Raw genomic sequence first — 26,701 nt, 5'->3', positions numbered from 1 at the left:
TGCTGCGCTTACTCGCTGGCCAGATGTCTCTCGATCAGCCTCGCTGCCTCATCTGCGTGAGTAAAGCCCAGGTTGTGATCGGCGCCAGGGAAAACGTGCAGTTCAGCGCGGGGCAACAGTTGGGCAAGGTACTGGCCGACGCGAACGGGGCTGATCGGATCAGCGTCGCCCCAGAGCAGCAGGACCGGCATGCGCAACTCGACCAAGCGGGATGTGAGGTCGGTGCGGTCGTCGAGAAACCAACTCGGCAGTGTCGAGTTGGCCGCCGCAAAATCCGGGCGCCAGTCGTATGCGCCCAGCGCCGACATGTCCACCCCGCCCGAGGTGACGGTCAGCACCAGGTGGGTGATCAGCTCAGGGCGTTCAAGTGCTGCGAGCACCGCGACGATACCGCCCATGGATTGCGCCACAAGCGCCGTGGGTTGGTCGATCTCGGCCAGCACACGCGCCACCAGGTCACTCATGCCGGTCACGCCAGGCATGGGCGGTGTGTCTCCAAAGCCGGGCCAGCCGATATGAACTGGCTGCGCCGGGTGGGCCAAGCGCTCAGCGACCGGATGCCAGAATTGGGTGTTGCCTGAGGCGCCGGGCAAGAAGATGAGTTTGGCGGGGGATGCGGTCACGGGTTCGTCCTTGAAAATGGGATTGAAAGAGTCAGCAGGAGGCCAAAGGGATACCAGCAGGTTCAATGACCGGCTCCAGCCTCACACCACACTCGCCCGATGCAGGCTGCTCATATGCCCAACGCCCGCCGCCTTCAAACGACTCACCAGATCCTCCCGCGCCGCTCGCCCTCCCGAACGCACGTATTCCAGCTCCGCTGCCGTAATCAATACCACCGGCACCAATCTGACCGGAGACAAGGGCATGTCATCCAGTTGGGTAGGAAAATCCGGTTCCGGGGCGCCAAGTAGAACGCCGGTGGAGTCGTCATCGGTCACGAAGAGCTTGGGCAGTTGATCGCTCATGTGATGGGATTGGCTCAGCCCGGGAAGCTCAAGGGATAGCGCCCCGTGCTGGTCGAGTTGATGGGTGATGCCGCCCGCGTCGGCCACCGTTTTGGCAACGTGCTCCAACAGCTCGAATGCCCAACTGCGCTTGAAAGGATCGACCTCCCCCAAGGGGCCATAGGCGTGCTCGGGGATATCTGCGGTTTCAACGAACAATTCCATCTCGAAGCCGTTGCCCATTCCTTCCGTATCATCGAATGGATCGGACAGGCCTTCAGTGGCGAGGATGATCGTGTCGCCACGGCGCACCACGCGGTAGGCCTGACGGGTCGAAGGCCAGTACGGGCCGCCGGAGAAGGTCGGGCTGATCAAGTAGGCAAGGACATCACGCTCGACCGTGCCGACAGCGCTCCAATGACGATCCAGGCACGCTGCGCCAGCTTCCCGGACGGCCAGATTGGCGGCCTCAGCCTCGGTCAGGTCGCCAAGCTCATGGGATTGCGGTGCAGGCTGGTCGTCTTGGGTTTCAGGCGCTTTCGATGAACCGAAGAGCTTCTTGAAAAAATTCATGGGCGTTCCTTGCTGGTTTTTCGCTGAGCCTCATCTGAGTCAGCACTCGCTGATCCAAGGGCAGGCGTTGGGCGCATTGTGGCGTGTTGGCGCTGATATGAAAACGCGGGTAGGCACTTGCGGGCAGTTTCAACGAAAGGCGTGACAATCAGGCTATACACCGTCAGGTAACGCGCGTGGTCCTGTTCTCCGGTGCCGAAACGCAAGTGCTCGGGCTGCGAGCGGGTGACATAGAGCGTGCCGAACATCCAGTCCCACAGCGACAGGTTGACGCCGAAATTGCGATTGAAATGGCGCGGTGCATCGCTGTGGTGGATCTGGTGCTGGGCCGGACTGTTCAGCACATGTTCCAGCACCGGGCCAAAGGACAACCAGACATGGGTGTGACGCAAGTTGGCCGCCAGGCTATTGAAGATGAACACCAGGTACGTCACACCGAACAACGTGTAGCGGCTGATCTCACCACCACAGACATACCAGAAGCCGCCCGCGAAGAGGCCCATGCAGGCGGTGATGCCGAGCTTCTCGACGATCTTTTCCACAAAATGCACCCGACTGGCCGTAGCCGGCACCAGCACTGGCGCCGAGTGATGCACCTTGTGAAACGCCCAGAGCCAGCGCGAATGAAACGCCCGGTGCGCCCAGTAGTGGACGAAATCCTTCACCAGGAACACCCCCAGCCCATAGAGCAAGGCGAGCGAAAGGTTCTCCCCCAGACGCGGACGCGCGCCCCAGAGGTTGCTGAAAAAAGCCAGGTAATCCCCGGAGCGCAGGATGTACGGATCAACCAGATGAACAATGGGCAACACCAAGGCAATCTTGAGAATCGCCCGGACGAAGTAGTAGCGATAGTCCAGCAGTGCCGAACGGTGCAGATGCACCTGATTGCCGCCAATGAATTGCCAGAACGAACGGGCATCGGTCAGGCCGCGGTGTTTTCTGAAACGGAACAGGCCATAGGCGACACCGTAGGAGGCGCAGAGAAACAGGACCCCGAGGCGGCCGTTCAGGTTGAAAATGCCGAGGAACTGCTGGGTGACGGGTTCGATTACCCATGCGCCCAGGTGTTGATAGACAAGGGAAAACGCATCCACGAACGGCCGCTCTCTGTCGAAGGAACGGCATTGTAAATCAGTCGCGTTGGGATGGGCTTGGGTTTTCAGGCATTTTCTGGGAGACCGCTCAAAAGAACCCAGGGGCGGCCCGATCTAACACGACGCATATGGATGAGTGCGGTTCTACGATTATCTGGAGAAACTCGCTCTTCGACAGCAAAGGGCAAAAAGCCCAGCTTTGGATAAAGCAGCAAGCCCGCCGTATTTTCATTGAAACACGATACCTGCACCTCAGTGGCGTCATAGCGGTCGAATGCCAAGGCCGTCATCGTTTCCACAAGAAAACTGGCAACGCCTTTGCCTCGCGCCTCTTGGGCAACGATGACATTGCCGATACAGCAAACCCCATCTTTTTCGGCCCGATAGAAGTTAGCAAAACCAACGACACGGTTCCCAGCCTCGATGACCGTCGAATCGAATCGTTGGGCGATAGCCTCAGCCAACTGAGCCTCAGTCAGAGGGTATTGGGCTTTCGGGAACATATGGAACAGTTCCCGAGCGTCCTGTGCAAAGTTACAGAGGGTCTTGATGTCATCAGCCATCACTGGCCTGCTTTGCAATATCATTGGGCGTCCTTGAGATCTATGTACTGGGTGCCTTGGCTCACCTGATTTTGCTCAAACATCTGTCGGGGCGCCAGGACCGGACCGATTCCAAAAGGATGAATATGACATTGACGGTCGAACGTTTGGTCAGGATAGCAATGGCCAATCCAATCAACGCGCAAATCACCTCGCGCTTGCCTTCACTCGGGTTGAATCAATGCATGCTCACCGCTGGCTGCCTGTTCCAAGCCGTCTGGAATCATCAGTCACAACGGCCACCGGCCTGGGGCGTGAAGGATTACGACGTTTTTTACTTCGACCCTGATCTGTCTTGGGAAGCCGAGAACGAAGTCATCAACGCCGCCCAGCGTGTCTTCCAGGACCTCGACGTCAACATCGAGATCAAGAACCAGGCTCGCGTCCATCTTTGGTACGGTCGGCGGTTTGGCAAGCCTTATCCTCAACTTCAGTCGGCCAGGGATGGCATTGATCGTTACTTGGTTGCCGGTACGTGTATTGGACTGGATGTTGAGACCGGTGAGGTCTATGCGCCCTATGGCCTGGACGACGTCGAGCAAGGTGTTCTTCGTATCAATCCAAAGAACCCCCAGCCCGATTTGTTCGATGAGAAGGCGAAAAGTTATCAGGCTCGCTGGCCGTGGCTCAGGATTATGGAGAAATGATGCAAACCGCCATAATCCTGTGGCGAGGGAGCTTGCTCCCGCTGGGCGGCGAAGCCGCCCCAAAACGGTCTTCCAGACAAACGACATCAACCGGTCTACGACGGCTACGCCGCCGAGCGGGAGCAAGCTCCCTCGCCACGGAACGTGTTGCAAATCCCTGCTCCAGGATTGAAACACCTACCGACTCAACCTTGACTCATCGTCCCCGAAAAACTCACCTCCACCGGCCCGATAAGAAAGACCGCGCCCACGCCGTCCCATTGAACCGTCACGCTTCCACCATCACATTCAACCTCAACGCGCGGGTCCAACAAACCACGACGAATCCCATTGACAACCGCGCCACACGAGCAAGATCCCGAACCCAGCGCAATACCCGCCCCGCGTTCCCAGATGCGCAAGCGAATATGCGTGCGATCAATGATCTGGACGAAATGAACGTTGGTCTTGAGTGGGAATAGCGCGTTGGTTTCAATGGCTGGGCCGATGGTCGCGATATCAACGGTTGCCAGATCATCGACAAAATAGGTGCAGTGCGGATTTCCCATGCTGCAGGCGGCTGGACTGCCGGCAAGTGGCAACACAGTGGTATCCAGCTCTTGGGCCAAAGGAATGTCCGACCAGTGGAAAAGCGGCACACCCATGTCGACGGAAATGTCGCCGGTTGGGGTACGCTCGCACGTCAGCAGGCCTCGGTTAGTGCGCAGCGCTACCGAAGCAACATTTGCTTCGCGCATCAGCATAGCCGCCGCACCCCGCGTCGCACTGCCACAAACGTCCAGCGCGGAGCCATCCGCGTTCCAGAACATCACGCGGGCATCGGCATCGTCGCAATCGAGCAACACCGCGAGTTGGTTGAAGCCCACACCCCGGTTCCGATCCCCCATTCGCTGGGCCATGGCACTCGTCACCGGGTTGGCCGAATGTCGCGAATCGACGATAACGAAATCATCGCCATTGGCATGCATCTTTTGAAAGTTCAGCGGCATGCAAACGCCCTGCTGGAGATGGAAATGGAATTACCGTCAGGGTCTTTGGCGTTGGCGAAAGAGTAACCGTCCGCCCTGTGCGTAGCGCCAAACCTCAGGCCTTGGGCCAGGCATTTGGCCTTGAAACCCTCGACGTCCTGAAGATCAAAGACAAGCTTTACCGTGACTTGCCCTGTTTTAACGGCCTTACCTGCCGGGTGAACCATCAGGATCGCGCCACCGTTTGCAGGGCTCAATTCGGTGACGCGGTCATCGGTTTTTCGTTGACTGGTAAAACCGAAATGACGCTCATAAAAATCGCAGGTCGCTTGAACGTCCCGGACATACAACATGATTCGATTGAGTGACGGCTGCATGGGTTCTTCCTTGATCATTATTAGTGTTGTGCCTGCTCATATGCCTTAGTCATCACCTCCCAGGTCTTCGCGTCGGCAGGAATCAGATGTTCGATACGCAATGAGCTCATGGTGATGTCGAGCGGCATGCCGAAGGTTGTGAACGTTGACATGAACTTCAGCTCACCGTGGGGAGAGTCGACTCGCGTCAGCAACAGCGGAGGCAGCTCGTTAACCAGCGCCGCAGAGCTGTGTGGGGCCGGCAGGCTCTTCAGAATCTCAGCCAACGCGGGATTACTCAAGGCTTCCCGAGACGCCCGTTGCCAGGCCACTAATCTTATTTCCTCGGCGTTACTCAAATGATCGCCCAAGCCACCGGGTTGCAGCAGTGTCACCAAGAGGTTGAGCCCATCAGGCGCATCCCTGGCAAGACCCACCAGATCGAACAGAACACCCGCGCTGGTGTTGGCTGCAAGGATGTCCCATTGGGGACCCAGAACAATCGCCGGAGCGGGGTTATTGGCGTGAAGTACATGATTAATGGCATCACGTACCACTTCCATTGACGACGACGTGAGCGGCGTCGTTTCGTAGCGAGGGGCATAACCACTGGCGATGAAGATGTCGTTGCATCGCTCCAAAGGTACATCCAGGGCAGTCAACAAGTTATGCAGAGTGCCAGGGCTTGGCTTGGCGCGCCCCGTCTCGATGCAACTAAGGTGACGCTGAGATAACCCTGTTATCAGTGCACAGTCCAACTGACTCAGCCCGGCCTGTTGGCGCAAGTGACGCAGTTGCGCACCGGCCGAGGTTGGTGGCGTTGTTCGAGAAAAAGGTCGACTGGTCATCCGTTGACTCTGGCATTGCGGGTGAGTGGCGTCCATGACCTCAGAGGTCATTGAAACCATGACGGTCAAATCACTAGCCTACCTCTATTGCCCCATGAACGAGTCCAAGGAGGTAAAGTGAAAAGACCCTACGTTGCACTTGTCGCGCTCCTGCTTTTTTCAATTTACACGGCGAGTACTGTGTTTCTCGCCGAGCAATCGCTCCTGGAGTTCGGCGTCAGGCTCATGTCCAGCCCGGACACCGCGCAGGTAGTCATCGACCTTTATCTGCTCGCTAGCATGGCGTGCATCTGGATGTACCGGGACACACGTTCGAAAGGCAGGTCGCTCACCTCGTTGCTGCCTTACTTCCTGATCACGGCGATCTTCGTATCAATCGGTCCGCTGTTGTACATCGTCGTTAACGGATTTGGACGTCAATCGCCAGTTCAGCCTCCACCTAGCTGAGCACCAGAAAAGATGCACTGGCTCGAACCACGCGCTCCTCTCCAGCGCTGATATAGGTATTGGCAAACACCAATCGACTACCGGTTTTTTGAATATCTACGGCAGCCTCCAACCAATCGCCGATCTTAGCGGAGCCAGCGAAATCAGTAGTCATCGTGGTCGTCACGAGCTTAAGAGGCGGATCTTTCGAGAACGCAGCGCTGTAGCCCAGCGCGATATCAGCCAGCGCCATGAACAATCCTCCGTGAGCGATTCCACGCGCATTGGTGTGTTTCTCCTCCACCCGAATCCCAACGGTAAAACCTTCGGAGTTTTCCCGATAATAAAAGGGACCAAGTAAGTCAAGAAAAGGGCTGCTACGAAATAACGGCCTGAAACCCTGTGGAATATCCATTTCACATTCCTTTATCCGTTAACCCGACAGATAGATCCTGACGACGACCGTGTTGAATTGTCGTTCACAGGCGACTTGACCCATTTGACTCTGCTCAATTCGATCCCAACGCGGACTTTTTCTCAAGCCAATTCTCACGCGTTATTTCCCAGATATCCTTAAGCAACGACCCACAGACAAACTCCCCCTGCTGCGTCCCGATCAGGCGCATGCCTTCATGCTCCGAAACTTTGCGCGAAGCCTCGTTGCCCACCGCCTTGGGCACTTGCATGACGGGGCGTTCAAGGTTTTCAAACCAATAGGCATTGATCGCTTCACAGGCCTCGCGCATGTAGCCCTTTCCCTGCCATTGCGGCGCCAGCCAGAAACCACGGTTGTTGCCGGGCTGGTCGTACAGGCTGATGCTGCCGATGCTCTGTGTCGGTTCTTCGGCAATGCGGATCATCCAGTGCCACTCGCGCCCGGCTGCAATAGCCGGGAGCGCATGGTCGCGCACGTACGTCAGCGCGCCGTCATCCGGGTAAGGCCAGGGCACGCGGCTGTCCAGGTAACGGACCACTTCCCAATGGGGAAATAGCCGTTGGATCGCCGGTGCATCCGTCAGCTCAAGGGGTGTGAGGATGAGGCGGCGGGTTTGGAACGTGGGGATGGGGCTCATGATGAAACTCCTTTTTCAACGTTATGGCGTCCTTGGAAAACCCTCCATGCTAAAAGTTATCCGTCGCCCTGCAGAGTTTGCTGTCCTTCAAGAATGAACGGGGAAGTTGTGTCGTTGCCGCAGGCAGTTGCTTGAGCCTCACCTCACACTCATAACGCCCCGCAGCATCCAGCTGGTAATCCTCCCCTGCCTTAGGGACAAAGCTGAACATGTTGTAGCATTGAGCACCGATGTAATGAAAGGCAATGGGCTGCCCGGCAGGCACCAGCAGCTCAGTCATGACCGTGGAAGACGAGTGTTTGTCGTCATCCGGCATGCCCAGGCTTTCGCCGTTGCGATTGGCGTAGCCATCGCGGAACGCCACCATGACGCCCGCGCCCGGCAGGCGGAAGTCCACGCAATCGGACTTGGGTACAGCCCTGACCATGCCATCGCTGATCACCCGCAAGCGGGCGGTCTCACCACCATCAGGCGTTGAGTAGGGAGTGGAAAAAGAGCGGACGTCCGATAGCGCTCCGCAGCCGGTGAGCAGGGTCAGTAAGGTGAGGCTCCAGGTATATCGCAGGACGCGGGACGTAATGCGCGGGCAAATGTCAGTTCGGGAGTTGAGGGGGTGCGGCGATTGGCTCACGATGATGCTCCATGCGGGTCAGATATCCAGGGCCAACGACGGTCGAGAAGAACGCGATGCCAGCGCGGGATTTTATAGAGGGTTCGGGGATTGGCTGCAATGGCCGAGGTATCGAAACGCGTGTCATCCTGAACTTCCGTGAATCGACAACCAATCCTGCCCCTTTCAGCAGATGATTGCCCTATCCCTTGTCCGGCTCTTTGGCTGTCTTTCTGTGGCCCTTCGAAGTCACCACGTTGTACTCACCGACACCGGCCTCTTCCACTGAACATGCGATCGGAGAGCCCTCGTGCAAAACGTAATGACCTGAAGCGCTAACGGAAAGAGGGACAGTTTCGATATGAGCCGCCACCTTTGCTGAGGTCGCGGTCAAGAAAGCACTCGGCTCCATCGCAAACCGCTCCGCCAGCGCATACGCCATCTTGTGGCTGATAGGCCTATCGCCATTGAGCACTTTGGACACCGCCGTTTTATCACCGATTTCAGGGAGGTCCGAACCGGTGAGCCCGAGCGTCTCCATCAGATCCTTGATCAATTGCACAGGCGTGCAGGTCGCCTCAAAAGCGGCATTCGACTCGCGAAACTGTTCGGAGTCGCGCTGGTAGGCCAGGATTTCCTCCTCGAGCTCAACGAGAATTTTCGCCTCAGTCTTGCTCAGTTCGCGTCCGTCGGTGAGCGCATCGAGCAGGTCGGTCGCACGCTCATAATCGGCAGGGGTCTTGATGCCATGCACAAACTCACCGCGCAGGCGATCCAGTACCGCATGTAGCTCGCCAAGCGTTGCGATCACGGTTTGAAAGTCGTTCCGGGCTGCGCTCATCGTCTTACCCCTTTGTTTCTTGCATACCAACTGTTGGCAACGTCGTAATCGGCATGCGTGTAGATGTGTTTGACGTAGAACTTCTGCCGGGTGTAGTTGACGCCACCTATCACCCTGAGATTATTGCCGCCTACGTCGATCACCACCCAATTCATTGCGGCTCTGGGCTTGAACAAGTCGACACCGTGCGTACCGAAAAGCTTTTGCAGGTCCGCGAACGCTTTGGGGCGTGCCATCCTCAAAATGCGCAGGCATCGATCAAGCCCGGCCTTGTCGTTCGGGTACAAAATCGCGGCGTCGTCAAAACGTGATGGCGTGAGTATATCCATGGGCTTCCTTGTCTTTGAGCCGATGGTACTCTGGTTGTGTTTTTTCACAACTCCAATTTATTGGCGGCAGCGGGATTCATACCGTGGCAAGCAGGCGATTTGGCCGGCAGCATTGGGCCAAATGGGTTATCACCTACACATCCCGAGACAAAAACATGAACCCTGTCGACTCGAACCACCTGAAAACCTGGCAGGCCCTTTCCTCGCTCTTTCTGGATACCGAGATCGACGACCTGACCTACGACTACATCGCTCGCGTAGTCCTTGAAACCAATTATTCGCCAAAGGAAATCCACGGCATCCTGTGGAATGAAGTGTTCCCGGTGCTCGAAACGAACCTCAGGTCCATGGCGGGTGAATGGGCGGGATGGACGGATGAGTGGCTGCTGGAGCACATCATTGCAAGTGATGGGATCGAGCCCAGGAAAGGCCGCGGCAGCATTGCCAAGGAGATTGCCAGGTGTTGGAGCCAGGTCGCGACGCGGCTCCCACCCGGATACGCTTGATACAACTGCATTGCCTCGTGACGAAATAATGGTGGTAGATTTCGACGGCATATGTTGAGGAACAAATGTTTCTCCAACCGTAACGAATACCGGAAGGATTCCGGGTAGATGCTGGTTTGGCCGGTAATGTGACAATCACAAGGAGTGACGCAGTGACGATTATCAAGTTCAGCTACAAAGATGCGAGGGGTAATTTGAGTGTCCGAGAACTGATCCAGTGATCAGAGAACTCACTCTACATTCAGGGACGATCCACTGGCGACTCATTCCCAAAAACCTTCCGAAAGGATCGAATTGTCGAGATATTGTCGGGCGCGGAGCTATTACTGAATGACGCCGCCCCTCCCGCTCCAAGGCTTTCGCCAAAACCAAAACCGTCTGCTTTGGCAGCACTGGGGGCCGCCTCCAATTGTCCCCGCCCCAAGTCGCCGCCCGGCGGGATAAATCAAATTCTTTTCACTGGTTTTACTGCTGCGCATCGTGCAGAGCTCGAACAGAAGGCGCAGGATTTTGGGTTAAGGGTGATGAGTACTCCAGGCAAGACTCTGACGTTTCTTTGCTATGGCGATAACGCCGGCCCGACGAAGGTCGCAAAGGCACTAGCGGCTGGTGCTTTCATCTTCGATGCGGAACAGTTTTTGAACCTGATCACTACGAGCGAGATGCCTTGAGACATCCGATGCAAAGTCGTTTGAGCGGTTTGACATAGCGGCGGAATATCCATCCCCAAAAGCAACGGTATGCGGGGCTGACTAACATGCCTTGCTGACCCCGACGTCAAAAGCGATGGTGTCCACCTAACTTTAAAGTGGACATCACTTCTAGCCTGGCTCCATCGGTACTGTCCCACCATGTAATCAATGCCCATTGGCGATATCAGCCTCAGCTTCGCCAATGAGCTCGTCAAGAGACACATGGACAGGCGTCTCATTGGCCTCGATCCGTGCCTTTACCATCTGTGCCAGCTCCAGTTCATCCAGGCGCTCAACCATGGCCTCGTAGGCACTTGCCGGGACCATGTAGCCCATAACACGGTTATGGTTCAACACGGCCACTGGCGCGCCATTAGCACCGTTCAGGACGGATGACGGATTTTTTTTGAGTTCGGATAGGCTGACGGCCACATCAGCCAAAACGAGTTGCATGGAGGCGGCTCCTTCAAAATAGGTCGTTATTTTGGTCTTTATTAACTGCACGGGCAAAGCGCAGACCAGCATACAACCTGAGACCTTACCTCCGCTTCCGCCTCAACATAGCAAGTTCATTAATTTGACCGTGTCATGACCTCCTTAAAGCTCTACACCCTCACCCCGTCACACACCCCTGCGGCACCTTCCCAGCAAAACTATCCACCAGACTCGCCACCACCATCTCCCCCATCCGCGTGCGGGTCTGCAACGTCGCGCTCGCCCGGTGGGGTTGCAGCACCACCTGCTCATTGCCAAACAATGCCTCAGGCACATGCGGCTCATCGACAAACACATCCAGCGCCGCACCGGCGATTTCACCAGCGGTCAGCGCCGCCACCAGGTCGACCTCGTTGACCAGTTTGCCTCGCGCCACGTTGATCAGATACCCGCCCTGGCCCAAGGCACGCAGCACCTCGGCATCGATGATGGCTTCAGACTTGTCCGCGGCGGCCGCGAGGATCAGGGCGTCGCTGTCGCGGGCCAGTTGCTTGAGGTCGGCGACGAACGTGTGGTTCACGTCACTCATGGGTTGCAGGTCGGTGTAGCTGATCGGGCAACCGAACGCGGCGGCGCGGGTAGCCACGGCGCGACCGACCCGGCCCATGCCGACGATGCCGATGCGCATGCCGGACACCTGCCGGGCCAATGGCAGCGGGGACAATGGCGTCGGGCTGTGAGGCCATTGGCCGGAGCGCACGTAACGGTCACCGGTGCATAGCCCGCGACACACGGCAATCAATAGGCCAATCGCCAGGTCGGCGACATCTTCGGTCAGCGCGCCGATGGTGGCCGTCACGCGGATTTCGCGATCCCTGGCGTAGGCCAGGTCCACGGCATCGGTGCCCACGCCGTTGACCGCCACCACTTCCAGCTTGGGCAGTTGGGCCATGAGCGCCTGGCTGATGCCGGTATGCCCGCCAGTGATCACACCGCGAATATTGGCACCGTGTTCTTGCAGATAGGCTTGTTTGTCGGCCTGTTCGAAATAGCGCCGCACCGTGAACAGCTCGTTGAGCCGGGCGTTGATTTCAGGGATCAGGATCGGGCTGAGTTGCAAGACTTCTGGCTTCATGTAGACCTCGTATCGAAATAGGAAAAACCAATTCAAGCGCAATCAAGGCGTGCTCGAATCAGTGTGTGGCGAGGGAGCTCGCTCCCGCTTGAGTGCGAAGCGCTCATAAAAAGAACTGGGGCCGCTATGCAGCCCAGCGGGAGCAAGCTCCCTCGCCACGAATGCACACCCTCGAAAATGAACGGCACGCAGGCTCAACCGCGGCCGGCAAACGGCATGGCCGTGGCCATGACGGTCATGTTCAGGACGTTGGCCGACAACGGCAGGCCGGCGATGTAGCGCACCGCATCGGCGACATGCTTGACGTCCACCATCGGCTCCACCGCGATGCTGCCGTTGGCCTGGCGCACACCCTTGGTCATGCGCACGGACATCTCAGTGAGGGCGTTGCCGATGTCGATCTGGCTGCAGGCGATGTTGTATTCACGTCCGTCCAGGGCCAGGGATTTGGTCAACCCCAGCACCGCGTGTTTGCTGGCGGTGTAGGCGCTGCTGAACGGTCGTGGGGTGTGGGCCGAGATCGAACCGTTGTTGATGATCCGTCCACCCTGGGGCTGTTGCCGGCGCATCAGGCCGAAGGCACCACGGGCACACAGGAAAACGCCGTTGAGGTTGGTGTCGATCACGTTTCGCCACTGCTCGAACGTCAGCTCATCCAGCGGCACGGCGGGCGCATTGACGCCAGCGTTGTTGAACACGACGTCCAGGCGTCCGTAGACCTCGGCGATGGTTGCAAACAGCCCATCGACACTGACCGGGTCGCGTACATCAGTGGGCACCGCCAAGGCTTCGCGCCCCTGGCTGGCCGCCAACTCGGCCAATGCCTGCAAGGGCTCTGGCCGACGACCGGCCAACACCAGTGTGTAGCCGTCTTCCATCAGGCCCAGGGCCACCGCTCGGCCAATCCCGCTGCCGGCGCCAGTCACCAAAGCCACTTTCAATGCGTTGGACATGTGGGTTCTCCTTTCTCGAATTCAGTAAGACAAACGCGGACCGACGCGCATTTCCAATTCGCCAATACCGTCGATGCCAGCCGTGACGACATCACCCGGCTGCAGCACATCGACGCCTGCCGGGCTGCCGGTCATGATCAGATCACCGGCCCGCAGCGCCACCGATTGGGAGATGCGGGCGATCACTTCACTGACCGACCAGATCTGGCTGTCGAGGCTGTCGCGCTGACGCTCCTGGCCGTTTACGTTCAGCCACAACTCGCCATCGGGGTGCCCCGCCCGGGAGACCGGCACGATGGCGGTCATTGGCGCGGCGCCGTCAAACACCTTGGCGCCCTCCCACGGCAAACCGTTACGCTTGGCCTCGCGCTGGACATCACGCCGGGTCAGATCCAGACCCGCCGCGTAGCCCCACACATAAGCCAACGCCTGGCTCTCAGGGATGTTGGCGCCGCCCTCACCGATGGCCACGACCAATTCGATTTCGTGGGCGAACTCCTCGGTCACCGATGGAAACGTCACCTCACCCGCCGCTTCCACCACGCAACTGGCTGGCTTCATGAAGAACACCGGTGGCACTCGGGATTCACCCTGGGTATCAGGCCAGGGGTAGTTGCGACCGACGCAAAAGACCCGGCCGACGGGAAAACGCTGCGGGCTGCCAACAACCGGCAGGGTCACTGGCAAGTCCGGGGTAAAGACATACTCGGGCATGTTCATCCTGATAAAAGTCCTGTTGGAGGGGCCAGCGTACGGCGGCAATCCTCGGCGAAGTTGGAGGAATGCCACCTCGTGTTGGAGAAAAACAGCTTTTTTCCGGGCTCAACGCGCCTTGAGTTCAATGCGATACAAACGGCCGAGCAGCAACGAATAGGACAAGGTGCCGATCAGCGCCACGCCGCCGATGAACCAGAAGGCCAAGGCGAATGAGCCGGTCTTGTGGACGATTGCGCCAATCACGATGGGGGTGACAATCCCGCCGATGTTGGCCGCCAGGCTGGTGATCCCGCCGGTCAGCCCGATCAGTTCCTTGGGCGCCACTTCCGACACCGCCGCCCACGAGGACGAAGCGATGCCCTGGGCGAAAAAGGCAATCGTCAGTACGGCGATGCAGATCACGTTCGAATCGGTGAAATTCACCAGGACGATGGACATGCCCAGCATCGACCCGACCACCAACGGCAACTTGCGGGCGAAGGACAGCGAGTAGCCGCGACGGATCAGCAGGTCGGACACAATCCCGGCGAGCAGGATGCCCACCGTCGCGCCCACGAACGGCAGCACGGCGAAGATCCCGGCCTTGATCATGGTCAGCTGACGCTCTTCGATCAGGTACGTGGGGAACCAGGTGAGAAAGAAGTACAGCGCCGAGGTGCTGGCGAACTTGCCAATGCAAATCGCCCAGACCTGCCGATAGCTGAACAGCTCGGCGATCTGCCGCCAGTTGAAGCGGGTGCGCTCCTGGCTGCTCTTGACCAGCCCTCCCCCGGCTTCGATGTACTTGAGTTCTTCCTTGCTGACTTTCTTGCAGTTCATCGGGTCGCGATACAAGAACAGCCAGGCCACACCGAAGACGATGCCAAGTGCGCCGGTGCTGTAGAACACATGGCGCCAGTCATAAGTGGTGGCTAGCCAGAGCAGTGCACCGGTAAACAGCGCCGTGCCCAAGTACTGGCCGCAGACGTAAATGCTGCTGGCCAGGCCCCGTTCACGCGCCGGGAACCACACCGTGACCGCCCGGCTGTTGGCCGGAAACGCCGGCGCTTCCATCGCGCCGACGGCCAGGCGCAGACCGAACAGCGAAGCGAAGCCCGTGGCCAAGCCCTGGCACACGGTGACGGTCGACCAACCGATCAGCGACACCCCGTAGGTGAACCGGGAACCGAAGCGATCGGCGATGAAGCCGGCCGGCACCAGTGCGATCGCGTAAGTCCAGGCAAACGCCGAAAAAATCAGGCCCATCTCGATCTTGTCCAGGCCCAGGTCCTTGGCGAGGAACGGCGCGGCAATCGAGATATTCACACGGTCGATGTAGTTGATGATCGTCGCGATCAGCAGCAACGACAGCATGAACCAACGCCGCCGCGACGGCAGACGCTCTGGTACTGCGGCGTCCCGGGCGCTGGCAATTTGGGAGGTGTGAGAGTTCGACATGGTGGACCTCGTTATTGTTAGAAGCGTCGAAATGTTTACGAGCAGCCGAAAACAATGCCCTCGATGCCGGGGCAGAACAATCGCTACAGGAATGAGAAGCGCGAACAGCCGGTGTCAGGTGTTCAAAGAGGCCTTGCAACAGGATCTGTCGCAGGAGCAATCGGGAGGGTCGGCGTGAAGCAGGAACAGGTTCATGATGTGCGCACCTTTTGATTGTTTTTGGATGGAGAGACGGGTTGCGTGGCTCAACAGTGGTCGTACAACCATTCGAAATCAACTGAGCTGTTAGATCATTTTTCCCGTTTAAAACCGCATCAAAGGAACCTGTCCAAAAAAATAAGATGGGTGATTTTTTTCATAATCTTCCTATTACAAACCTAAGTATTTGTTTTTAAAGCACAAACTAAAAAAATAAAATTTATCGTTTTTGGACAAGCGCCCTCCATTTTCAAGAGACAGAAAATTCACGCCAACAGCTTCGTCATCGTATGACTCCTTGAAAATCATCAAGATGCACAGTCACAATCGTCATCACCGTCATGCACCGCAAAGGATTCCCAGGAGATGTCATCACCGAGCCGAGTCCCCACCTACGTCATGCAGCAACGCAGCGAATTGACGGATTTCTACATCCGCGACAAAAAGGGTCGGCGCGCCGAAACCAGCCCGCACCGCCACGAATACTTCCAGATCCAGATCAACCTTGGCGGCGATACCGTGCAACACATTGGCAACGTCGAACGTCCGTTTCCGCGCAACACCCTGGCCTTCATCCTGCCCCACCGCGTGCATGTGATTCCGCACCCGGCCGAGAGCAACTTCATGGTGATCAATTTTTCCCAGACGTTCCTGCTGCCGCATCTGCAGTGCGACCCGATGGACCTGGAAGAGGTCTCGATTCTGCTGGCGCCGGAACTGTCACCGTTCCGCTTCCAGGAACACTTGGACTTCATTCTGGGGGAGGAGGATTTCGCCAAAGCCTGCGCGCTGATCGAGCAGATGCGTGGCCTGGACCAGAACCGTCAGTTCGGCACCCGCGAGATGCTCAAGGGCTTGTTGCTGCAACTGATCGGCAGCGTCTGCGCCTTGTACGCCGAGCCGCTCAAGCGCTTGGCTGAAGAGAACGCCGCCGAAGTCAGCCGACGCGATGCGCTGGGCCGGATGTCCGAGTACTTGCGCAAGAACATCGCCGACCCCGACCTCAACCTGATCAAGGTGGCCGCGGCAACTTACCTGTCACCGACGTACCTGACCCACTGGCTGCGCAAGGAAATCGGCAAGACCTTCACCGAACTGGTACTCGAACGCCGGATGCATGCGGCGCGCAATTACTTGCTCAATGGAACACGGCCAGTGGGCGAAGTGGCGAGGTTGTGCGGTTTTGCCGACGAGGCCTATTTTTCCAGGCGTTTTCGCCAGATACATGGACAGCCGCCGGGGCAGTTCAGGCGACAGCAGTTGAATCCGGACAGTCCGCAATTGGCATTGAATACGTGATGAGTCTGTCGGCTATGGAAAAACGGCTCGTTCAGTCAACGAGCCGTTTTTATACCAACTATTCCAGGCTGCGCCTAACCTGGAATGTGCGTGTTGATGCCGTCGAACCTCTTGTATTTCCAGCTGAATCCGTCTCGCTGCACAGGCGCGAAACTTTTAAACCAATCCACCCAATTACTCGCCGACGGCATCCACCAGCCCTTGACGGTATTACCCCAGTGAGCAAGTCCCAGCTCGGAAATCAGATAGTGGCTATGGCTCACACAGTTCTGGTACTGGGTTTTCGCAGTCGGGAGATTGGGCCAGAAAGCATCGTAGGAGGTTTTGGTTTTTTTTAGCTTGGCTTCAAGCTTCCGATACTTTTTCACGAAAGCTTTATTCACACCGATGTAATAGACATAAGTGGTCGCGCTGCCAGTGGCACGAGCCCAGTCGGTGGAGCCAAGAGCCCCTGTATTGAATACCCATCCGTCATCACTGATACCCGTCATGGTGATGTTTCTGCCGTCGATGAGAAAGGTCGTGGCATGCCCATCTTCGACAAGCTTGCCCAGTGTTTTTTTCCAAGCACCAAAACTGAAGGGACTGAAGCCTTTTCCTACACCGCTCCAGGTGAGTATTGAATAACAGATTCCGAAAATCCCTGCTGCTCCGGTGATTGTCTCTAAACCCGCTACCAACTCAGTTCCTTTCTTGTTCGCCATTCCATGACTCCCTGGACACCGTGCAATGAGTATCGATGTGGTCCTGCCGACCAGGAAAGACTAGGACACGGTGGATGATGGCGCCAGGCCATGGATCCAGTGGAGACGAGTGGCCGGACAGTGGAACGGCAGCCCTTTTCAGAGTAAAGATTTACGTGGCGGGACTTACACGGCGCATCAAATTCATCGCTTCGCTTAAGTCATCCATATGGCCTGTGAACGCGGACTTTTTCTCGCCAAAGCGGCGAATCGGTTTGCATTCTGGATCACCTGACTTGTTCGGGTTGGGTTCGTTGTGGTCAGGCCCCTCAACAATGAGCTCTTGATTGACCACTTGTATGTCAGGCCCTGCGCGCAAGGCTCAAGAATAGGCGCTGCTGTTCTCGGTCATATTTTCAAGGAAGCGGATGCGGCCGCGCTCCCGCTCAGGGTGGGTGCCCTTAAGGAAAGCGCCTCGAATCGCTTTTACATCCGCCACGGTTTCCAATTCGTCGAAAGCAGTGAATTCGACAATTATTATGTTCGGCAGAGCGCTTGCACGACGGGCCCGGCTAGCTAGCCAATCGACACAGTCACCGCAGAATCAACACCGCCGCCACCGCAACCACGGCCACCACACCAAAGACCATCCGCGCGATCCACGGCGCGGTGAGCCAGACGCCGGTCACCCCGGCAATCTGTCCCACGTTCTTCTCAGTCAGACGGAAACTCGGCTCCCGGAAAGGATTGCCGCAATGTGGGCAGGCGTAGGCCTTGTCGGAAATTCTGGAAGCGCATTCAGGACAATCGATCAGACTCATTGTGCGACCTCAGGGAGAGACGAACTTGGGGTACTGACAAAGACCACGCATTTCCGGTTTTTGTTCTGAATCGAGTAAACCTTTTGGAGAGCACGCCACGGAAAAGCGAACTGCTTCACAGCCAACAAGATAGCCCAGCCACTACTGTGGGGGTTTTACGCGTTGGATAAGATCGTTCAGCACGTAGGTATCCAGGAAGGCGGTGACTTCAATGATCTGACCATTCTTGAAGGTCATGTGCCACAGGTAGGTGTTGTTGTGGGGCTTGTGATCAAGCGCCGTGGCTGTTCCGTTCCACAGCACAACCACGACATCATTCTGAGCAACGATGCTCTGCACCGTGGGGACAATTGGTGTTGCCAGTCGCGCGGTAATCGGCCGCACGACTTGGGCCAGTTCAGCCTTACTGTTATAGACACCGGAAACAGGACTCGTCCCGGCCACGGTCCATTTCGCATTGGGCGCCAGCAGATCGAACGCCGTGCCGTTGCCCTGCTGCCAGTTAATGAACGCCTGGCGGACCAGCGTCGCATTCGCGTGCTCGGTGTTTTCCGAAGCCCAGACGTTGTTCGTAAACAATATTAAAGACAGTGCAAGCGCCTGGACGCGCCAAGCAAAATTCATCCATCGGGTCATGATGTTCTCTCACAGCCATGCAGTTGATAAGACGCTCTTCCAAGAGGACCTTAACGGCATGTGCCCAGAAACCTTTGCCCGATACTGCTGTGAGGTTGCCTGATGCTGTCCAGTGGCGAGGCTCCACGGGCAGCCGTCCATCAAGCAATTTGCCGTGCCTTTCTGCCTTCAGTCTTCGCGACCTTCTTGCCCCAGTGCTCAATCTCCCCGCCCACCGGAAGCTATCGCACGCCTGAGGAGAATTTTTCATTCAGAGAAGGCTGGTTTCCAGAACCGCCCGGCCAGCCAGCGACTGACGCTCAAGGCCCAGGCAAGCAGAGCGATCAATCCGACACTAAGCAGCATCCCATTCACGCCCGTGCTGCTGATGAGCTTGCCGGCGATAAAGGGAAACCCGAATACGCCAATGAAGTAGGACAGGCTGAAAAGCAGCAGCGCTTGTGCGGTCAGCCCAGGTGGCGCCTCGTTGGCAGCCAGGCCATTGATGACTGAATAGTTGAGACCGTAACCGACCCCAAGCAAGGCGGCGGTCACCCCATAACTCAGACTGTCATGGACCCACACACCGAACCCTGTCACGGCGACCAACATCAACGTGGTCAACAGGCAAGAAGTCGCGAGAGGGTCACGGCTGACCACCCACCCGGCAATCAACAACCGACAAGCGATAGCCGCCCCCATGAAGCCGACGAAAAACAGGGAGTAATCAAGTCCCTGACTGGCGGCATAACTGGTCTGGAAACTGCCCAGGCCGCCAAAGATCGCGCCGCCCAGCCCCACCATCAAAATGGACAACGCCGAACGTGAGCGCAGCACATCCGTCGCCGATCTCAGCCCCATCCGAGCCTTATCGCCAGAGCGGCGCTCCACTTCGGCAAAGCCCGTTCTCAGCCACCAAAAATACAGCCCACCCAACAATGCTGCTGCGGCGGCAAAGAAGAAAGCCGTCTGTATGGGGAGCCCAACGGAGCTGGCCAACTTGCCTGAAAGAGGGCCACTACCGATCCCCGTCAACATGCTGCCCGACAAAAGCGCGAAACAATGAGTCCGCCTGGATGGCTCGACCATCGCTGCGACCATGATGGGCCCAACCGTGTAAAACAGTCCCCAGCCGATCCCCAGCATCAAACCGCAGGCCAACAAACCGATACCAAGGTCCGATAGCAGCGCAAAACCCATGGACGCAATGACCAGAAACACAGCGCCAAGGGCCACGCACAGTGCAGCGCCTACGCGCTGCATCAAATGCCCCGAGGCGACCACCGCGACCAGAGTACTCGTCATGGCAACGGCAAAGACTTGCCCTGCATCGCGCTCAGTTCCCCCCAGGGAGGACACCAGCAGCGAGATCAGGAAAGTGGCGCCATAAGAAATGGACAGGAGAAAACTGGCTATGCAAAACAAGCCGAATCGATTGGTGGGCCTTCCGTTGGCGAGCGATGACATCGTTTTTTTTCCGCGCGTTGAACAGGCCGTTTTGTAGCATGGCTACATTGGGGGATAGTCATTTGGGTGGCGGAGTCAAGGTTAGGAAATTCACACCTTTTGCACTGCCGGCGTGTCACCTGGGGGCCATTTCCCCCTATCGTCATTTTTCAGACGGCAGAAACCACAAAACCCCTGGTTTTCTTGGAAAACCAGGGGTTTTGTGTGTATCGAATTTGGCGGTGAAGGAGAGATTCGAACTCTCGATACAGTTTCCTGTATACACACTTTCCAGGCGTGCTCCTTAAGCCACTCGGACACTTCACCGTATCTCGGCAAACTGTTCAGTCTGTCGAGGCGCGCTAATGTAGTCGAAAGCTTTTCCGATGGCAAAGGTTTTTTTCAGAATTTTCATGCGGTTAAGCTTGGTCGGGCTTTTCAAACGCGCCTGGGCATGGCAAACCGGCCAATCTTCGGGGCTGTATAGGCAATGCTCTATAGATGAAGGCTTGGTGGGATGGGAGGGCCAGGCTGTTTGCGGGGCTTGGGGCTGACCGGTGAGTCAGTCACGGCGCTTTACCTGACCTGCGGCGGTGGGTAACGTCTGCGTCACTTCTCTTACAAGGAATAGCGTCATGAGCGACTTGATTGCCTACCATCTCGAAGACGGTATCGCGACCCTGACCTTGAACAACGGCAAGGTCAATGCCATCTCGCCAGATGTGATTGCCGCGTTCAACGCTGCGCTGGACCAGGCGACGGCGGATCGGGCGGTGGTGATCATTACCGGGCAACCGGGGATTTTGTCGGGTGGTTACGATCTGAAAGTGATGACTGCCGGTCCCAAGGAAGCGGTGAGCCTGGTCACGGCCGGCTCGACCCTGGCGCGTCGCCTGTTGTCGCACCCCTTCCCCGTCGTTGTTGCTTGCCCGGGGCATGCGGTGGCCAAGGGTGCGTTCCTGCTGCTCTCGGCGGATTACCGCATTGGTGTGGAAGGGCCATTCAGCATCGGCCTGAACGAAGTGCAGATCGGCATGACCATGCACCACGCCGGTATCGAGCTGGCTCGTGATCGCCTGCGCAAGTCGGCGTTTCACCGCTCGGTGATCAATGCCGAGATGTTCAATCCGCAGGGCGCTGTGGATGCCGGTTTCCTCGACAAGGTGGTGTCGGCCGAAGAACTGCAGGGCGCGGCCCTGGAAGCGGCGCGTCAGTTGAAGAAGATCAACATGACAGCCCATAAGAACACCAAGCTGAAAGTGCGCAAGGCTCTGCTGGATACGCTGGACAGTGCGATTCTGCTGGATCAGGAGCACTTGGGCTGACGCTTGTAGAGCCGGGCTTTTTCCTACGCGCGCCGTTTAAAAGTCCGCAACCGCTCTAGGCCGGTTCTGTCGCGTTATTTGGAGACATGCGCTTAAACATCGTCTATTTCCTACATCTATAGGGGCAATTGCCGAAAACAGTGCACATCCGTACACTGCGCAACCTTTTGTCCCGATGGGGCCCGTAGATGCTGTTTGTATTGCGTATGTTATTGATGGGCCTGCATTTTGTAATGGCTGGCGTGCTCGGGGTGATTCTGGGCCTGTGCCGGCCGTTCAATCCGGACAACAGCCGTTTATGCGCAAGGTTGTACGCATTGCCGGCGATGTGCATTTTGCGTTTGCGGGTCCGGACGCAGGTCGACTCGCTGGTGAATAAGCCCAACGGCTGCGTCATCATCGCCAACCACCAATCCAACTATGACCTGTTCATGTTCGGCAACGTGGTGCCGCGCCGTACCGTGTGCATCGGCAAGAAGAGCCTGAAATGGGTGCCGCTGTTCGGGCAATTGTTCTGGCTGGCGGGCAACGTGTTGATCGACCGCGGTAACGCGATCAAGGCCCGAAAATCGATGCTGACCACCACCCATACCTTGCAGCACGAGGACACCTCGATCTGGGTTTTTCCGGAAGGCACGCGCAATCTGGGCGCAGACCTGCTGCCATTCAAGAAAGGCGCCTTCCAGATGGCAATAGCCGCCGGAGTGCCGATTGTTCCGGTGTGCGTGAGCAGCTACATCAAGCACATGCGCCTCAATCGCTGGCGCAGCGGTGACATCCTCATACGCTCGTTGCCGGCGATTCCTACGGCCGGATTGAGCATGGATGACATGCCTCGGCTCATCGCCCAATGCCGTGAGCAGATGCGCGAATGCATCGCGGCAATGGACCGGCAGTTGCAAGCCGCCTGAATGGAAACCCACCCCCTCGGTGGGTTTTCTTTTGCCGCCGAACTCCGCAGATTTTGCTGACTCTCAAGCTACAGGGCGCGTTAAGCTGGACGCCGCCTGTCACTGCCATTTCCAATAAGAAGTGAACCACATTATGGGTAGAGTCGTTGCTGCTGCGGTCTACAGCGCCGGTAAGAAAGTCACCAATATCACCCTCGACGAAGGCAGCACCTGGGCTGCCAAACCTGGTCATTTTGTGTGGATCGGTCTCGAAGAGCCCAGCGCCCTGGAGCTGACCAACTTGCAGCGTCAATTCAACCTGCACGAACTGGCCATCGAAGACGCCATGGAGAAACACAGCCGTCCCAAGCTGGAGACCTTTGGCGATGCGCTGTTTATCGTCACGTATTCGCCGATACGCAAGGACGGCAAGCTGCAGTTCATCGAAACCCATATCTTTGCAGGTAAGGGCTACATCATCACGGCTCGCAACGGCCACTCCGCGTCCTACGCCCACGTCCGACAGCGCTGTGAGGCGCGTCCGCTGTTGCTGAAACACGGGGAAGATTTCGTCCTCTATGCCATCCTTGATTTCGTGATTGAAAACTACCAGCCAATGGGTGAGGCCATCCACGCCGAAATCGATGAGCTGGAACACAATGTCATGTGCAGTTCCCTGAACGAACGGGACATCCAGAACCTGCACAGCTTGCGCCGCGACGTATTGCGCCTGCGCCGTTATGCGGCGCCAATGGTGGAGATCAGTGAAGAGTTGCAGCGACTGGACTTCCCCTTCATCGACAAGAACATGAGCCCGTACTTCCGCGACGTGCAGATTCATGTCACCCGGCAAATGGAAGACCTGACAACCCTGGCCGACATCGCCAGCCAGACCATCGAAGTCGGCGTGTTGCTCGAAGCGTCGCGCCAGAGCGTGGTGCAGCGCAAGTTTGCAGCTTGGGCGGCGATCCTGGCGTTTCCCACGGCTGTGGCCGGGATCTATGGGATGAACTTCCAGGACATGCCGGAGCTGAGTTGGCAATACGGCTATTTCGCGGTGCTAGGAGTTATCGCGGTGGGATGCTCGTCGCTGTGGTGGAGCTTCAAGCGATCAGGATGGTTGTAGGCGAGCGTTCCTCGCTGGGATGTGTGTGGGATTCATCGCGAGCAAGCTCGCGATGACCTGGCACATCCAGCATCAGGCCAACTGATCCACCGCTATCGCGAGCAAGCTCGCTCCCACATGAGGGGGGACCGTTAGCCTTGGGTGGCTTCGGCCTGCGGCTTGTGCGCGACGAAACGCATCATCCACTCCGCCACCGTGGTGCCGTGATGCTCGTGGGCAAGGCTCGCCACACCCTGGCTATAGATCTGCTCGCCGAGGTGCTGCTGGCGAATCTCCAGCAAGGCCCGGGAATAATCGTGGATGAACTCTGGGTGCCCCTGGAAGCACAGCACCTGATCGTTGATGTGGTAGGCGGCGAACGGGCAGAAATCGCTGGAAGCGATGACCGTCGCGCTTTCGGGCAATTCGGTGACCTGGTCCTGATGGCTGATCAGCAAGGTCAATTCTTCCATCACCGGGCTCATCCAAGGCGCCTTGGCGGCGAGCTTGTAGCGATGGGTGCCGACGCCCCAGCCTTGGGTGGCGCGCTCGGTCTTACCGCCCAGCAACAACGCCAGCAGCTGGTGACCAAAGCACACACCGAGCAATTTATCGCCGCGCTGATAGCGCGCCAGCAGGTAGGTCTTGAGGGTTTGGATCCAAGGGTCGGTGCCGAAGGAATCAGCCTTGCTGCCGGTCACCAGATAAGCGTCGAACTGCTCGTCATCGCTGGGGTAATGCCCCTCCATCACGTTGTACACAACAAATTCGGCCGCAATGGGCTGCTGCGAAAACAGGCGCTGGAACATCTGCCCGTAACCCTGATATTGGTCGACCAGTTCCGGACGCAGGATATCGGTTTCCAGAATGCAGATGCGTAGCGACATAAAAAATACCTGACACGATGATGGGAATATTGCACACCCCAGAGCCTGCCTTGAAACATGGTTCCAAGGCAAGCCCTTCCCCGGTCTGTCAGAACAGTTCGTGGCGGGCGGCTTTCTCCAACAACAAGGCCGGCGGGGAGAAGCGCTCGCCGTATTGCTCGGCCAGATACTGGGCGCGACCGACAAAGTCTTGCAGGCCGTATTGGTTGATGAACTGCAGCGCACCGCCGGTCCAGGCAGCGAAGCCGATGCCGAAGATCGAGCCGATGTTGGCGTCGGCCGTCGAAGTCAGCACTCCCTCCTCCATGCATCGCACGGTTTCCAGGGCCTGGATGAACAGCAGGCGATCCCGGATATCCTGCGGGGAAATCTGCCCATCGGTTTTCTCGAAGCGGCTCTTCAGCTGTGGCCACAGGTACTTTTGCCCATTGGCCGGGTATTCATAAAAACCGGCACCGGCGGCCTTGCCCGACCGCTTGTACTCGTTGAGCAGCAAGTCAATCACGGCGAATGCCGGGTGCTCAATCGGCATCTTCCCTTCTGCGTGCAGGTCCTTGGAGGTTTGCGCGCGGATATGGCTCATCAGGCTGAGGGAAACTTCGTCAGAGATCGCCAGAGGCCCGACCGGCATCCCGGCCTTGCGCGCTTCGGTCTCGATCATCGGCGCGCTCACGCCCTCGCCGAGCATGGCGATGCCCTCATTGGTAAAGGTGCCGAACACCCGCGATGTGAAGAAACCGCGACTGTCGTTGACCACAATCGGCGTCTTGTTGATCTGCAGGACAAAATCGAAACCCCGAGCCAAAGTCGCGTCACTGGTACGCGCCCCCTTGATGATCTCCACCAGGGGCATTTTTTCCACCGGGCTGAAGAAGTGCAGGCCGATGAACTTCGTCGGGTCCGGTACAGCCAGGGCCAGGCCGGTGATGGGCAAGGTCGAGGTGTTGGAAGCGATCACCGCATCATCGCCCACCACCGCCTGGGCGGCGGCCGACACGCTGGCTTTCAGGGCGCGATCTTCAAACACCGCTTCGATGACCAGGTCGCAGCCGGCCAGGTCTGCGTTGCTGTCGGTGGGGTGAATCCGCGCCAGCGTGGCTTCGCGCTGCTCGGCGGTGAGTTGGCCGCGGGCGACCTTTTTATCCAGCAACGCCGCCGAACGGGCCTTGCCCTTCTCGGCCGCCGCCAGATCGACATCCTTGAGTACCACCGCGATGCCGGCCACGGCGCTGACATAGGCGATACCCGCCCCCATCATGCCCGCGCCGAGCACGCCGACTTTTTTCGTCAGATAAGGCGCAAGACCCTGTGGGCGAGAACCACCGGCCTTGATCTCGTTGAGCTGGAACCAGAAGGTGCCAATCAGGTTCTTCGCCACCTGGCCGGTGGTCAGTTCAGTGAAGTAGCGGGTTTCGATCAGGTGCGCGGTGTCGAAATCAACCTGGGCGCCCTCCACCGCTGCGCAGAGGATTTTCTCCGGTGCCGGCAGGCAACCCTGGGTCTTGTTGCGCAGGATCGAAGGGGCGATTGCCAGCATTTGCGCAACTTTCGGATCAGACGGCGTGCCGCCCGGGAGTCGATAGCCCTTTGCATCCCAGGGTTGGATGACGCTGGGGTTGGCAAGAATCCAGGCCCGGGATTTGGCCAGCAGTTCATCACGATCCTTCGCCAGCTCATCGATCAAACCGGCCAGCAGCGCTTGTTGCGCATTGACCTTCTTGCCCTTGAGCAGATACGGCAAGGCCTTTTCCAAACCGAGCAGTCGCACCATCCGCACCACCCCACCACCACCCGGCAACAGGCCGAGCGTGACCTCCGGCAGGCCGAGCTGCACCGACGGCAGGTCCAGGGCCACACGATGATGGCAGGCCAGGCAGATTTCCCAACCACCGCCGAGGGCCGCGCCATTGATGGCCGCCACCACGGGTTTACCCAGGGTCTCCAAAGTACGCAGTTGGGCCTTGAGCAGCAGGACCCTGTCGTAGAAAGCCTTGGCCTCGGACTTGCCGACCTTGATCAATTCATTGAGGTCACCACCCGCGAAGAAGGTGTGCTTGGCCGAGGTGATGATCACACCGGCAATCGAGTCCTTTTCAGCCTGCAAACGGGCGACGCAGGCGGCCATGGCCTCACGGTACACCGCGTTCATGGTGTTGGCGCTCTGGCCCGGCATGTCCAGGGTCAGGACGACGATCCGGTCCTGGCCAGTTTCGTAACGGATGGCATCGGTCATGAAAAAGTGT

At 57.8% G+C, this 26,701-nt stretch carries 31 protein-coding genes, 1 tRNA gene and 1 pseudogene; 9 read left to right on the top strand and 24 right to left on the bottom strand.

What is annotated here, in order from left to right:
• Positions 1-8: 8 nt before the first annotated feature.
• The 4 genes from BLU76_RS26650 to BLU76_RS26635 form a co-directional block, all read right to left on the bottom strand.
• Positions 9-623, bottom strand: coding sequence for an alpha/beta fold hydrolase (locus tag BLU76_RS26650; RefSeq protein WP_092225178.1), 615 nt, complete (start codon positions 621-623; stop codon positions 9-11).
• Between the two features lie 81 nt (positions 624-704).
• Positions 705-1,520 carry a suppressor of fused domain protein gene (locus BLU76_RS26645; RefSeq protein WP_092225110.1) on the bottom strand — a complete coding sequence of 272 codons (816 nt, stop codon included), beginning with the start codon at positions 1,518-1,520 and terminating at the stop codon, positions 705-707.
• A complete protein-coding gene (locus BLU76_RS26640; RefSeq protein WP_092225108.1) occupies positions 1,517-2,614 on the bottom strand; it encodes a sterol desaturase family protein in 1,098 nt (365 codons plus the stop codon). The genes BLU76_RS26645 and BLU76_RS26640 overlap by 4 nt, the downstream gene beginning before the upstream one ends.
• A 65-nt stretch (positions 2,615-2,679) precedes the next feature.
• Positions 2,680-3,201: a GNAT family N-acetyltransferase gene (locus tag BLU76_RS26635; protein WP_092147342.1), complete on the bottom strand. Its 522-nt coding sequence runs from the start codon at positions 3,199-3,201 to the stop codon at positions 2,680-2,682.
• Between the two features lie 101 nt (positions 3,202-3,302).
• Here BLU76_RS26635 and BLU76_RS26630 point away from each other — a divergent pair, with 101 nt between their 5' ends.
• On the top strand, positions 3,303-3,863 hold the full coding sequence (locus BLU76_RS26630) for a nucleotidyltransferase family protein (protein ID WP_092225176.1): 561 nt from the start codon (positions 3,303-3,305) through the stop codon (positions 3,861-3,863).
• Between the two features lie 185 nt (positions 3,864-4,048).
• On the opposite strand, the gene dapF is transcribed toward BLU76_RS26630, so the two are convergent.
• The 3 genes from dapF to BLU76_RS26615 are packed head-to-tail and all read right to left on the bottom strand — an operon-like array spanning position 4,049 to position 6,035.
• Positions 4,049-4,852 (bottom strand): diaminopimelate epimerase, encoded by an 804-nt coding sequence (dapF, locus tag BLU76_RS26625; protein WP_092225106.1) that lies wholly within the window; start codon positions 4,850-4,852, stop codon positions 4,049-4,051.
• Positions 4,843-5,208: a VOC family protein gene (locus BLU76_RS26620; RefSeq protein WP_092147336.1), complete on the bottom strand. Its 366-nt coding sequence runs from the start codon at positions 5,206-5,208 to the stop codon at positions 4,843-4,845. The genes dapF and BLU76_RS26620 overlap by 10 nt, the downstream gene beginning before the upstream one ends.
• Before the next feature lie 20 nt (positions 5,209-5,228).
• Positions 5,229-6,035: a helix-turn-helix domain-containing protein gene (locus BLU76_RS26615; RefSeq protein WP_092147476.1), complete on the bottom strand. Its 807-nt coding sequence runs from the start codon at positions 6,033-6,035 to the stop codon at positions 5,229-5,231.
• 117 nt (positions 6,036-6,152) lie between these two features.
• Here BLU76_RS26615 and BLU76_RS26610 point away from each other — a divergent pair, with 117 nt between their 5' ends.
• Positions 6,153-6,482: a DUF2834 domain-containing protein gene (locus BLU76_RS26610; RefSeq protein WP_092147334.1), complete on the top strand. Its 330-nt coding sequence runs from the start codon at positions 6,153-6,155 to the stop codon at positions 6,480-6,482.
• Here BLU76_RS26610 and BLU76_RS26605 read toward each other — a convergent pair.
• From BLU76_RS26605 to BLU76_RS26585, 5 genes are all read right to left on the bottom strand, one after another.
• A complete protein-coding gene (locus tag BLU76_RS26605; RefSeq protein ID WP_092147332.1) occupies positions 6,475-6,876 on the bottom strand; it encodes a PaaI family thioesterase in 402 nt (133 codons plus the stop codon). The two genes, BLU76_RS26610 and BLU76_RS26605, sit on opposite strands and share 8 nt — an antisense overlap.
• A gap of 94 nt (positions 6,877-6,970) precedes the next feature.
• The gene (locus BLU76_RS26600) at positions 6,971-7,534 is read right to left on the bottom strand and encodes a GNAT family N-acetyltransferase (protein WP_092147329.1); all 564 of its coding nucleotides are present in this window, start codon (positions 7,532-7,534) and stop codon (positions 6,971-6,973) included.
• Between the two features lie 49 nt (positions 7,535-7,583).
• Positions 7,584-8,165, bottom strand: a complete 582-nt coding sequence (locus BLU76_RS26595; protein WP_063324972.1) for a hypothetical protein — start codon at positions 8,163-8,165, stop codon at positions 7,584-7,586.
• 181 nt (positions 8,166-8,346) lie between these two features.
• Positions 8,347-8,985 (bottom strand): helix-turn-helix domain-containing protein, encoded by a 639-nt coding sequence (locus BLU76_RS26590; RefSeq protein ID WP_092147325.1) that lies wholly within the window; start codon positions 8,983-8,985, stop codon positions 8,347-8,349.
• A complete protein-coding gene (locus BLU76_RS26585; protein WP_092225104.1) occupies positions 8,982-9,314 on the bottom strand; it encodes a type II toxin-antitoxin system HigB family toxin in 333 nt (110 codons plus the stop codon). Before BLU76_RS26585 ends, BLU76_RS26590 begins: the two co-directional genes overlap by 4 nt.
• 155 nt (positions 9,315-9,469) lie before the next feature.
• On the opposite strand from BLU76_RS26585, the gene BLU76_RS26580 reads away from it, so the two are divergent.
• The gene (locus BLU76_RS26580; protein WP_092225101.1) at positions 9,470-9,820 is read left to right on the top strand and encodes a DUF7079 family protein; all 351 of its coding nucleotides are present in this window, start codon (positions 9,470-9,472) and stop codon (positions 9,818-9,820) included.
• A 305-nt stretch (positions 9,821-10,125) separates the two neighbouring features.
• Positions 10,126-10,491, top strand: a complete 366-nt coding sequence (locus BLU76_RS26575) for a BRCT domain-containing protein (protein ID WP_371915050.1) — start codon at positions 10,126-10,128, stop codon at positions 10,489-10,491.
• 186 nt (positions 10,492-10,677) lie between these two features.
• On the opposite strand, the gene BLU76_RS26570 is transcribed toward BLU76_RS26575, so the two are convergent.
• From BLU76_RS26570 to BLU76_RS26550, 5 genes are all read right to left on the bottom strand, one after another.
• On the bottom strand, positions 10,678-10,965 hold the full coding sequence (locus BLU76_RS26570; protein WP_092225097.1) for a type II toxin-antitoxin system Phd/YefM family antitoxin: 288 nt from the start codon (positions 10,963-10,965) through the stop codon (positions 10,678-10,680).
• Between the two features lie 160 nt (positions 10,966-11,125).
• Complete coding sequence (locus BLU76_RS26565; protein WP_092225095.1) at positions 11,126-12,082, bottom strand: 2-hydroxyacid dehydrogenase; 957 nt, start codon at positions 12,080-12,082, stop codon at positions 11,126-11,128.
• 194 nt (positions 12,083-12,276) lie between these two features.
• Positions 12,277-13,035, bottom strand: coding sequence for an SDR family oxidoreductase (locus BLU76_RS26560; RefSeq protein ID WP_063324967.1), 759 nt, complete (start codon positions 13,033-13,035; stop codon positions 12,277-12,279).
• Positions 13,036-13,056: 21 nt separating this feature from the next.
• The gene (locus tag BLU76_RS26555) at positions 13,057-13,755 is read right to left on the bottom strand and encodes a fumarylacetoacetate hydrolase family protein (RefSeq protein ID WP_092225093.1); all 699 of its coding nucleotides are present in this window, start codon (positions 13,753-13,755) and stop codon (positions 13,057-13,059) included.
• A gap of 102 nt (positions 13,756-13,857) precedes the next feature.
• Positions 13,858-15,189 carry an MFS transporter gene (locus BLU76_RS26550; RefSeq protein WP_092225091.1) on the bottom strand — a complete coding sequence of 444 codons (1,332 nt, stop codon included), beginning with the start codon at positions 15,187-15,189 and terminating at the stop codon, positions 13,858-13,860.
• Positions 15,190-15,753: 564 nt separating this feature from the next.
• Here BLU76_RS26550 and BLU76_RS26545 point away from each other — a divergent pair.
• Positions 15,754-16,686, top strand: coding sequence for a helix-turn-helix transcriptional regulator (locus BLU76_RS26545; protein ID WP_092225089.1), 933 nt, complete (start codon positions 15,754-15,756; stop codon positions 16,684-16,686).
• Between the two features lie 74 nt (positions 16,687-16,760).
• Here the strand turns inward: BLU76_RS26545 and BLU76_RS26540 are convergent, their stop codons facing one another.
• The gene (locus BLU76_RS26540) at positions 16,761-17,390 is read right to left on the bottom strand and encodes a hypothetical protein (RefSeq protein WP_092225087.1); all 630 of its coding nucleotides are present in this window, start codon (positions 17,388-17,390) and stop codon (positions 16,761-16,763) included.
• Positions 17,391-17,670: 280 nt separating this feature from the next.
• Between BLU76_RS26540 and BLU76_RS26535 the strand changes: the two are divergent.
• Positions 17,671-17,949, top strand: a pseudogene (locus BLU76_RS26535) (GNAT family N-acetyltransferase); the annotation flags it as partial.
• Positions 17,950-17,962: 13 nt separating this feature from the next.
• Here the strand turns inward: BLU76_RS26535 and BLU76_RS26530 are convergent.
• The 4 genes from BLU76_RS26530 to BLU76_RS26515 all read right to left on the bottom strand — a co-directional run bounded on the left by BLU76_RS26530 (position 17,963) and on the right by BLU76_RS26515 (position 20,578).
• Entirely contained in the window at positions 17,963-18,190 is a 228-nt protein-coding gene (locus BLU76_RS26530; protein WP_092225085.1) for a zinc ribbon domain-containing protein, read from the bottom strand.
• A gap of 141 nt (positions 18,191-18,331) precedes the next feature.
• Entirely contained in the window at positions 18,332-18,814 is a 483-nt protein-coding gene (locus BLU76_RS26525; RefSeq protein WP_092225082.1) for a nuclear transport factor 2 family protein, read from the bottom strand.
• 258 nt (positions 18,815-19,072) lie between these two features.
• A complete protein-coding gene (locus BLU76_RS26520; RefSeq protein ID WP_092225080.1) occupies positions 19,073-20,272 on the bottom strand; it encodes an MFS transporter in 1,200 nt (399 codons plus the stop codon).
• A 216-nt stretch (positions 20,273-20,488) separates the two neighbouring features.
• Positions 20,489-20,578, bottom strand: a tRNA-Ser gene (locus tag BLU76_RS26515).
• Positions 20,579-20,886: 308 nt separating this feature from the next.
• Here BLU76_RS26515 and BLU76_RS26510 point away from each other — a divergent pair.
• The 3 genes from BLU76_RS26510 (at position 20,887) to BLU76_RS26500 (ending at position 23,592) form a co-directional block, all read left to right on the top strand.
• The gene (locus BLU76_RS26510; RefSeq protein WP_013693979.1) at positions 20,887-21,576 is read left to right on the top strand and encodes a crotonase/enoyl-CoA hydratase family protein; all 690 of its coding nucleotides are present in this window, start codon (positions 20,887-20,889) and stop codon (positions 21,574-21,576) included.
• 188 nt (positions 21,577-21,764) lie between these two features.
• Positions 21,765-22,487 carry a 1-acylglycerol-3-phosphate O-acyltransferase gene (locus tag BLU76_RS26505; RefSeq protein WP_092225078.1) on the top strand — a complete coding sequence of 241 codons (723 nt, stop codon included), beginning with the start codon at positions 21,765-21,767 and terminating at the stop codon, positions 22,485-22,487.
• Between the two features lie 133 nt (positions 22,488-22,620).
• Complete coding sequence (locus BLU76_RS26500) at positions 22,621-23,592, top strand: magnesium and cobalt transport protein CorA (RefSeq protein WP_063324951.1); 972 nt, start codon at positions 22,621-22,623, stop codon at positions 23,590-23,592.
• 131 nt (positions 23,593-23,723) lie between these two features.
• Here the strand turns inward: BLU76_RS26500 and BLU76_RS26495 are convergent, their stop codons facing one another.
• Positions 23,724-24,458, bottom strand: a complete 735-nt coding sequence (locus BLU76_RS26495) for an amidotransferase (protein ID WP_063324950.1) — start codon at positions 24,456-24,458, stop codon at positions 23,724-23,726.
• An 88-nt stretch (positions 24,459-24,546) separates the two neighbouring features.
• Positions 24,547-26,691, bottom strand: coding sequence for a 3-hydroxyacyl-CoA dehydrogenase NAD-binding domain-containing protein (locus BLU76_RS26490; protein ID WP_092225076.1), 2,145 nt, complete (start codon positions 26,689-26,691; stop codon positions 24,547-24,549).
• Positions 26,692-26,701: the final 10 nt, after the last annotated feature.

The organism is Pseudomonas sp. NFACC08-1 (assembly GCF_900106735.1).
Taxonomy (GTDB): Bacteria; Pseudomonadota; Gammaproteobacteria; order Pseudomonadales; family Pseudomonadaceae; genus Aquipseudomonas; species Aquipseudomonas fluorescens_Q.
This window is presented reverse-complemented; position numbering and strand designations above follow the sequence as displayed.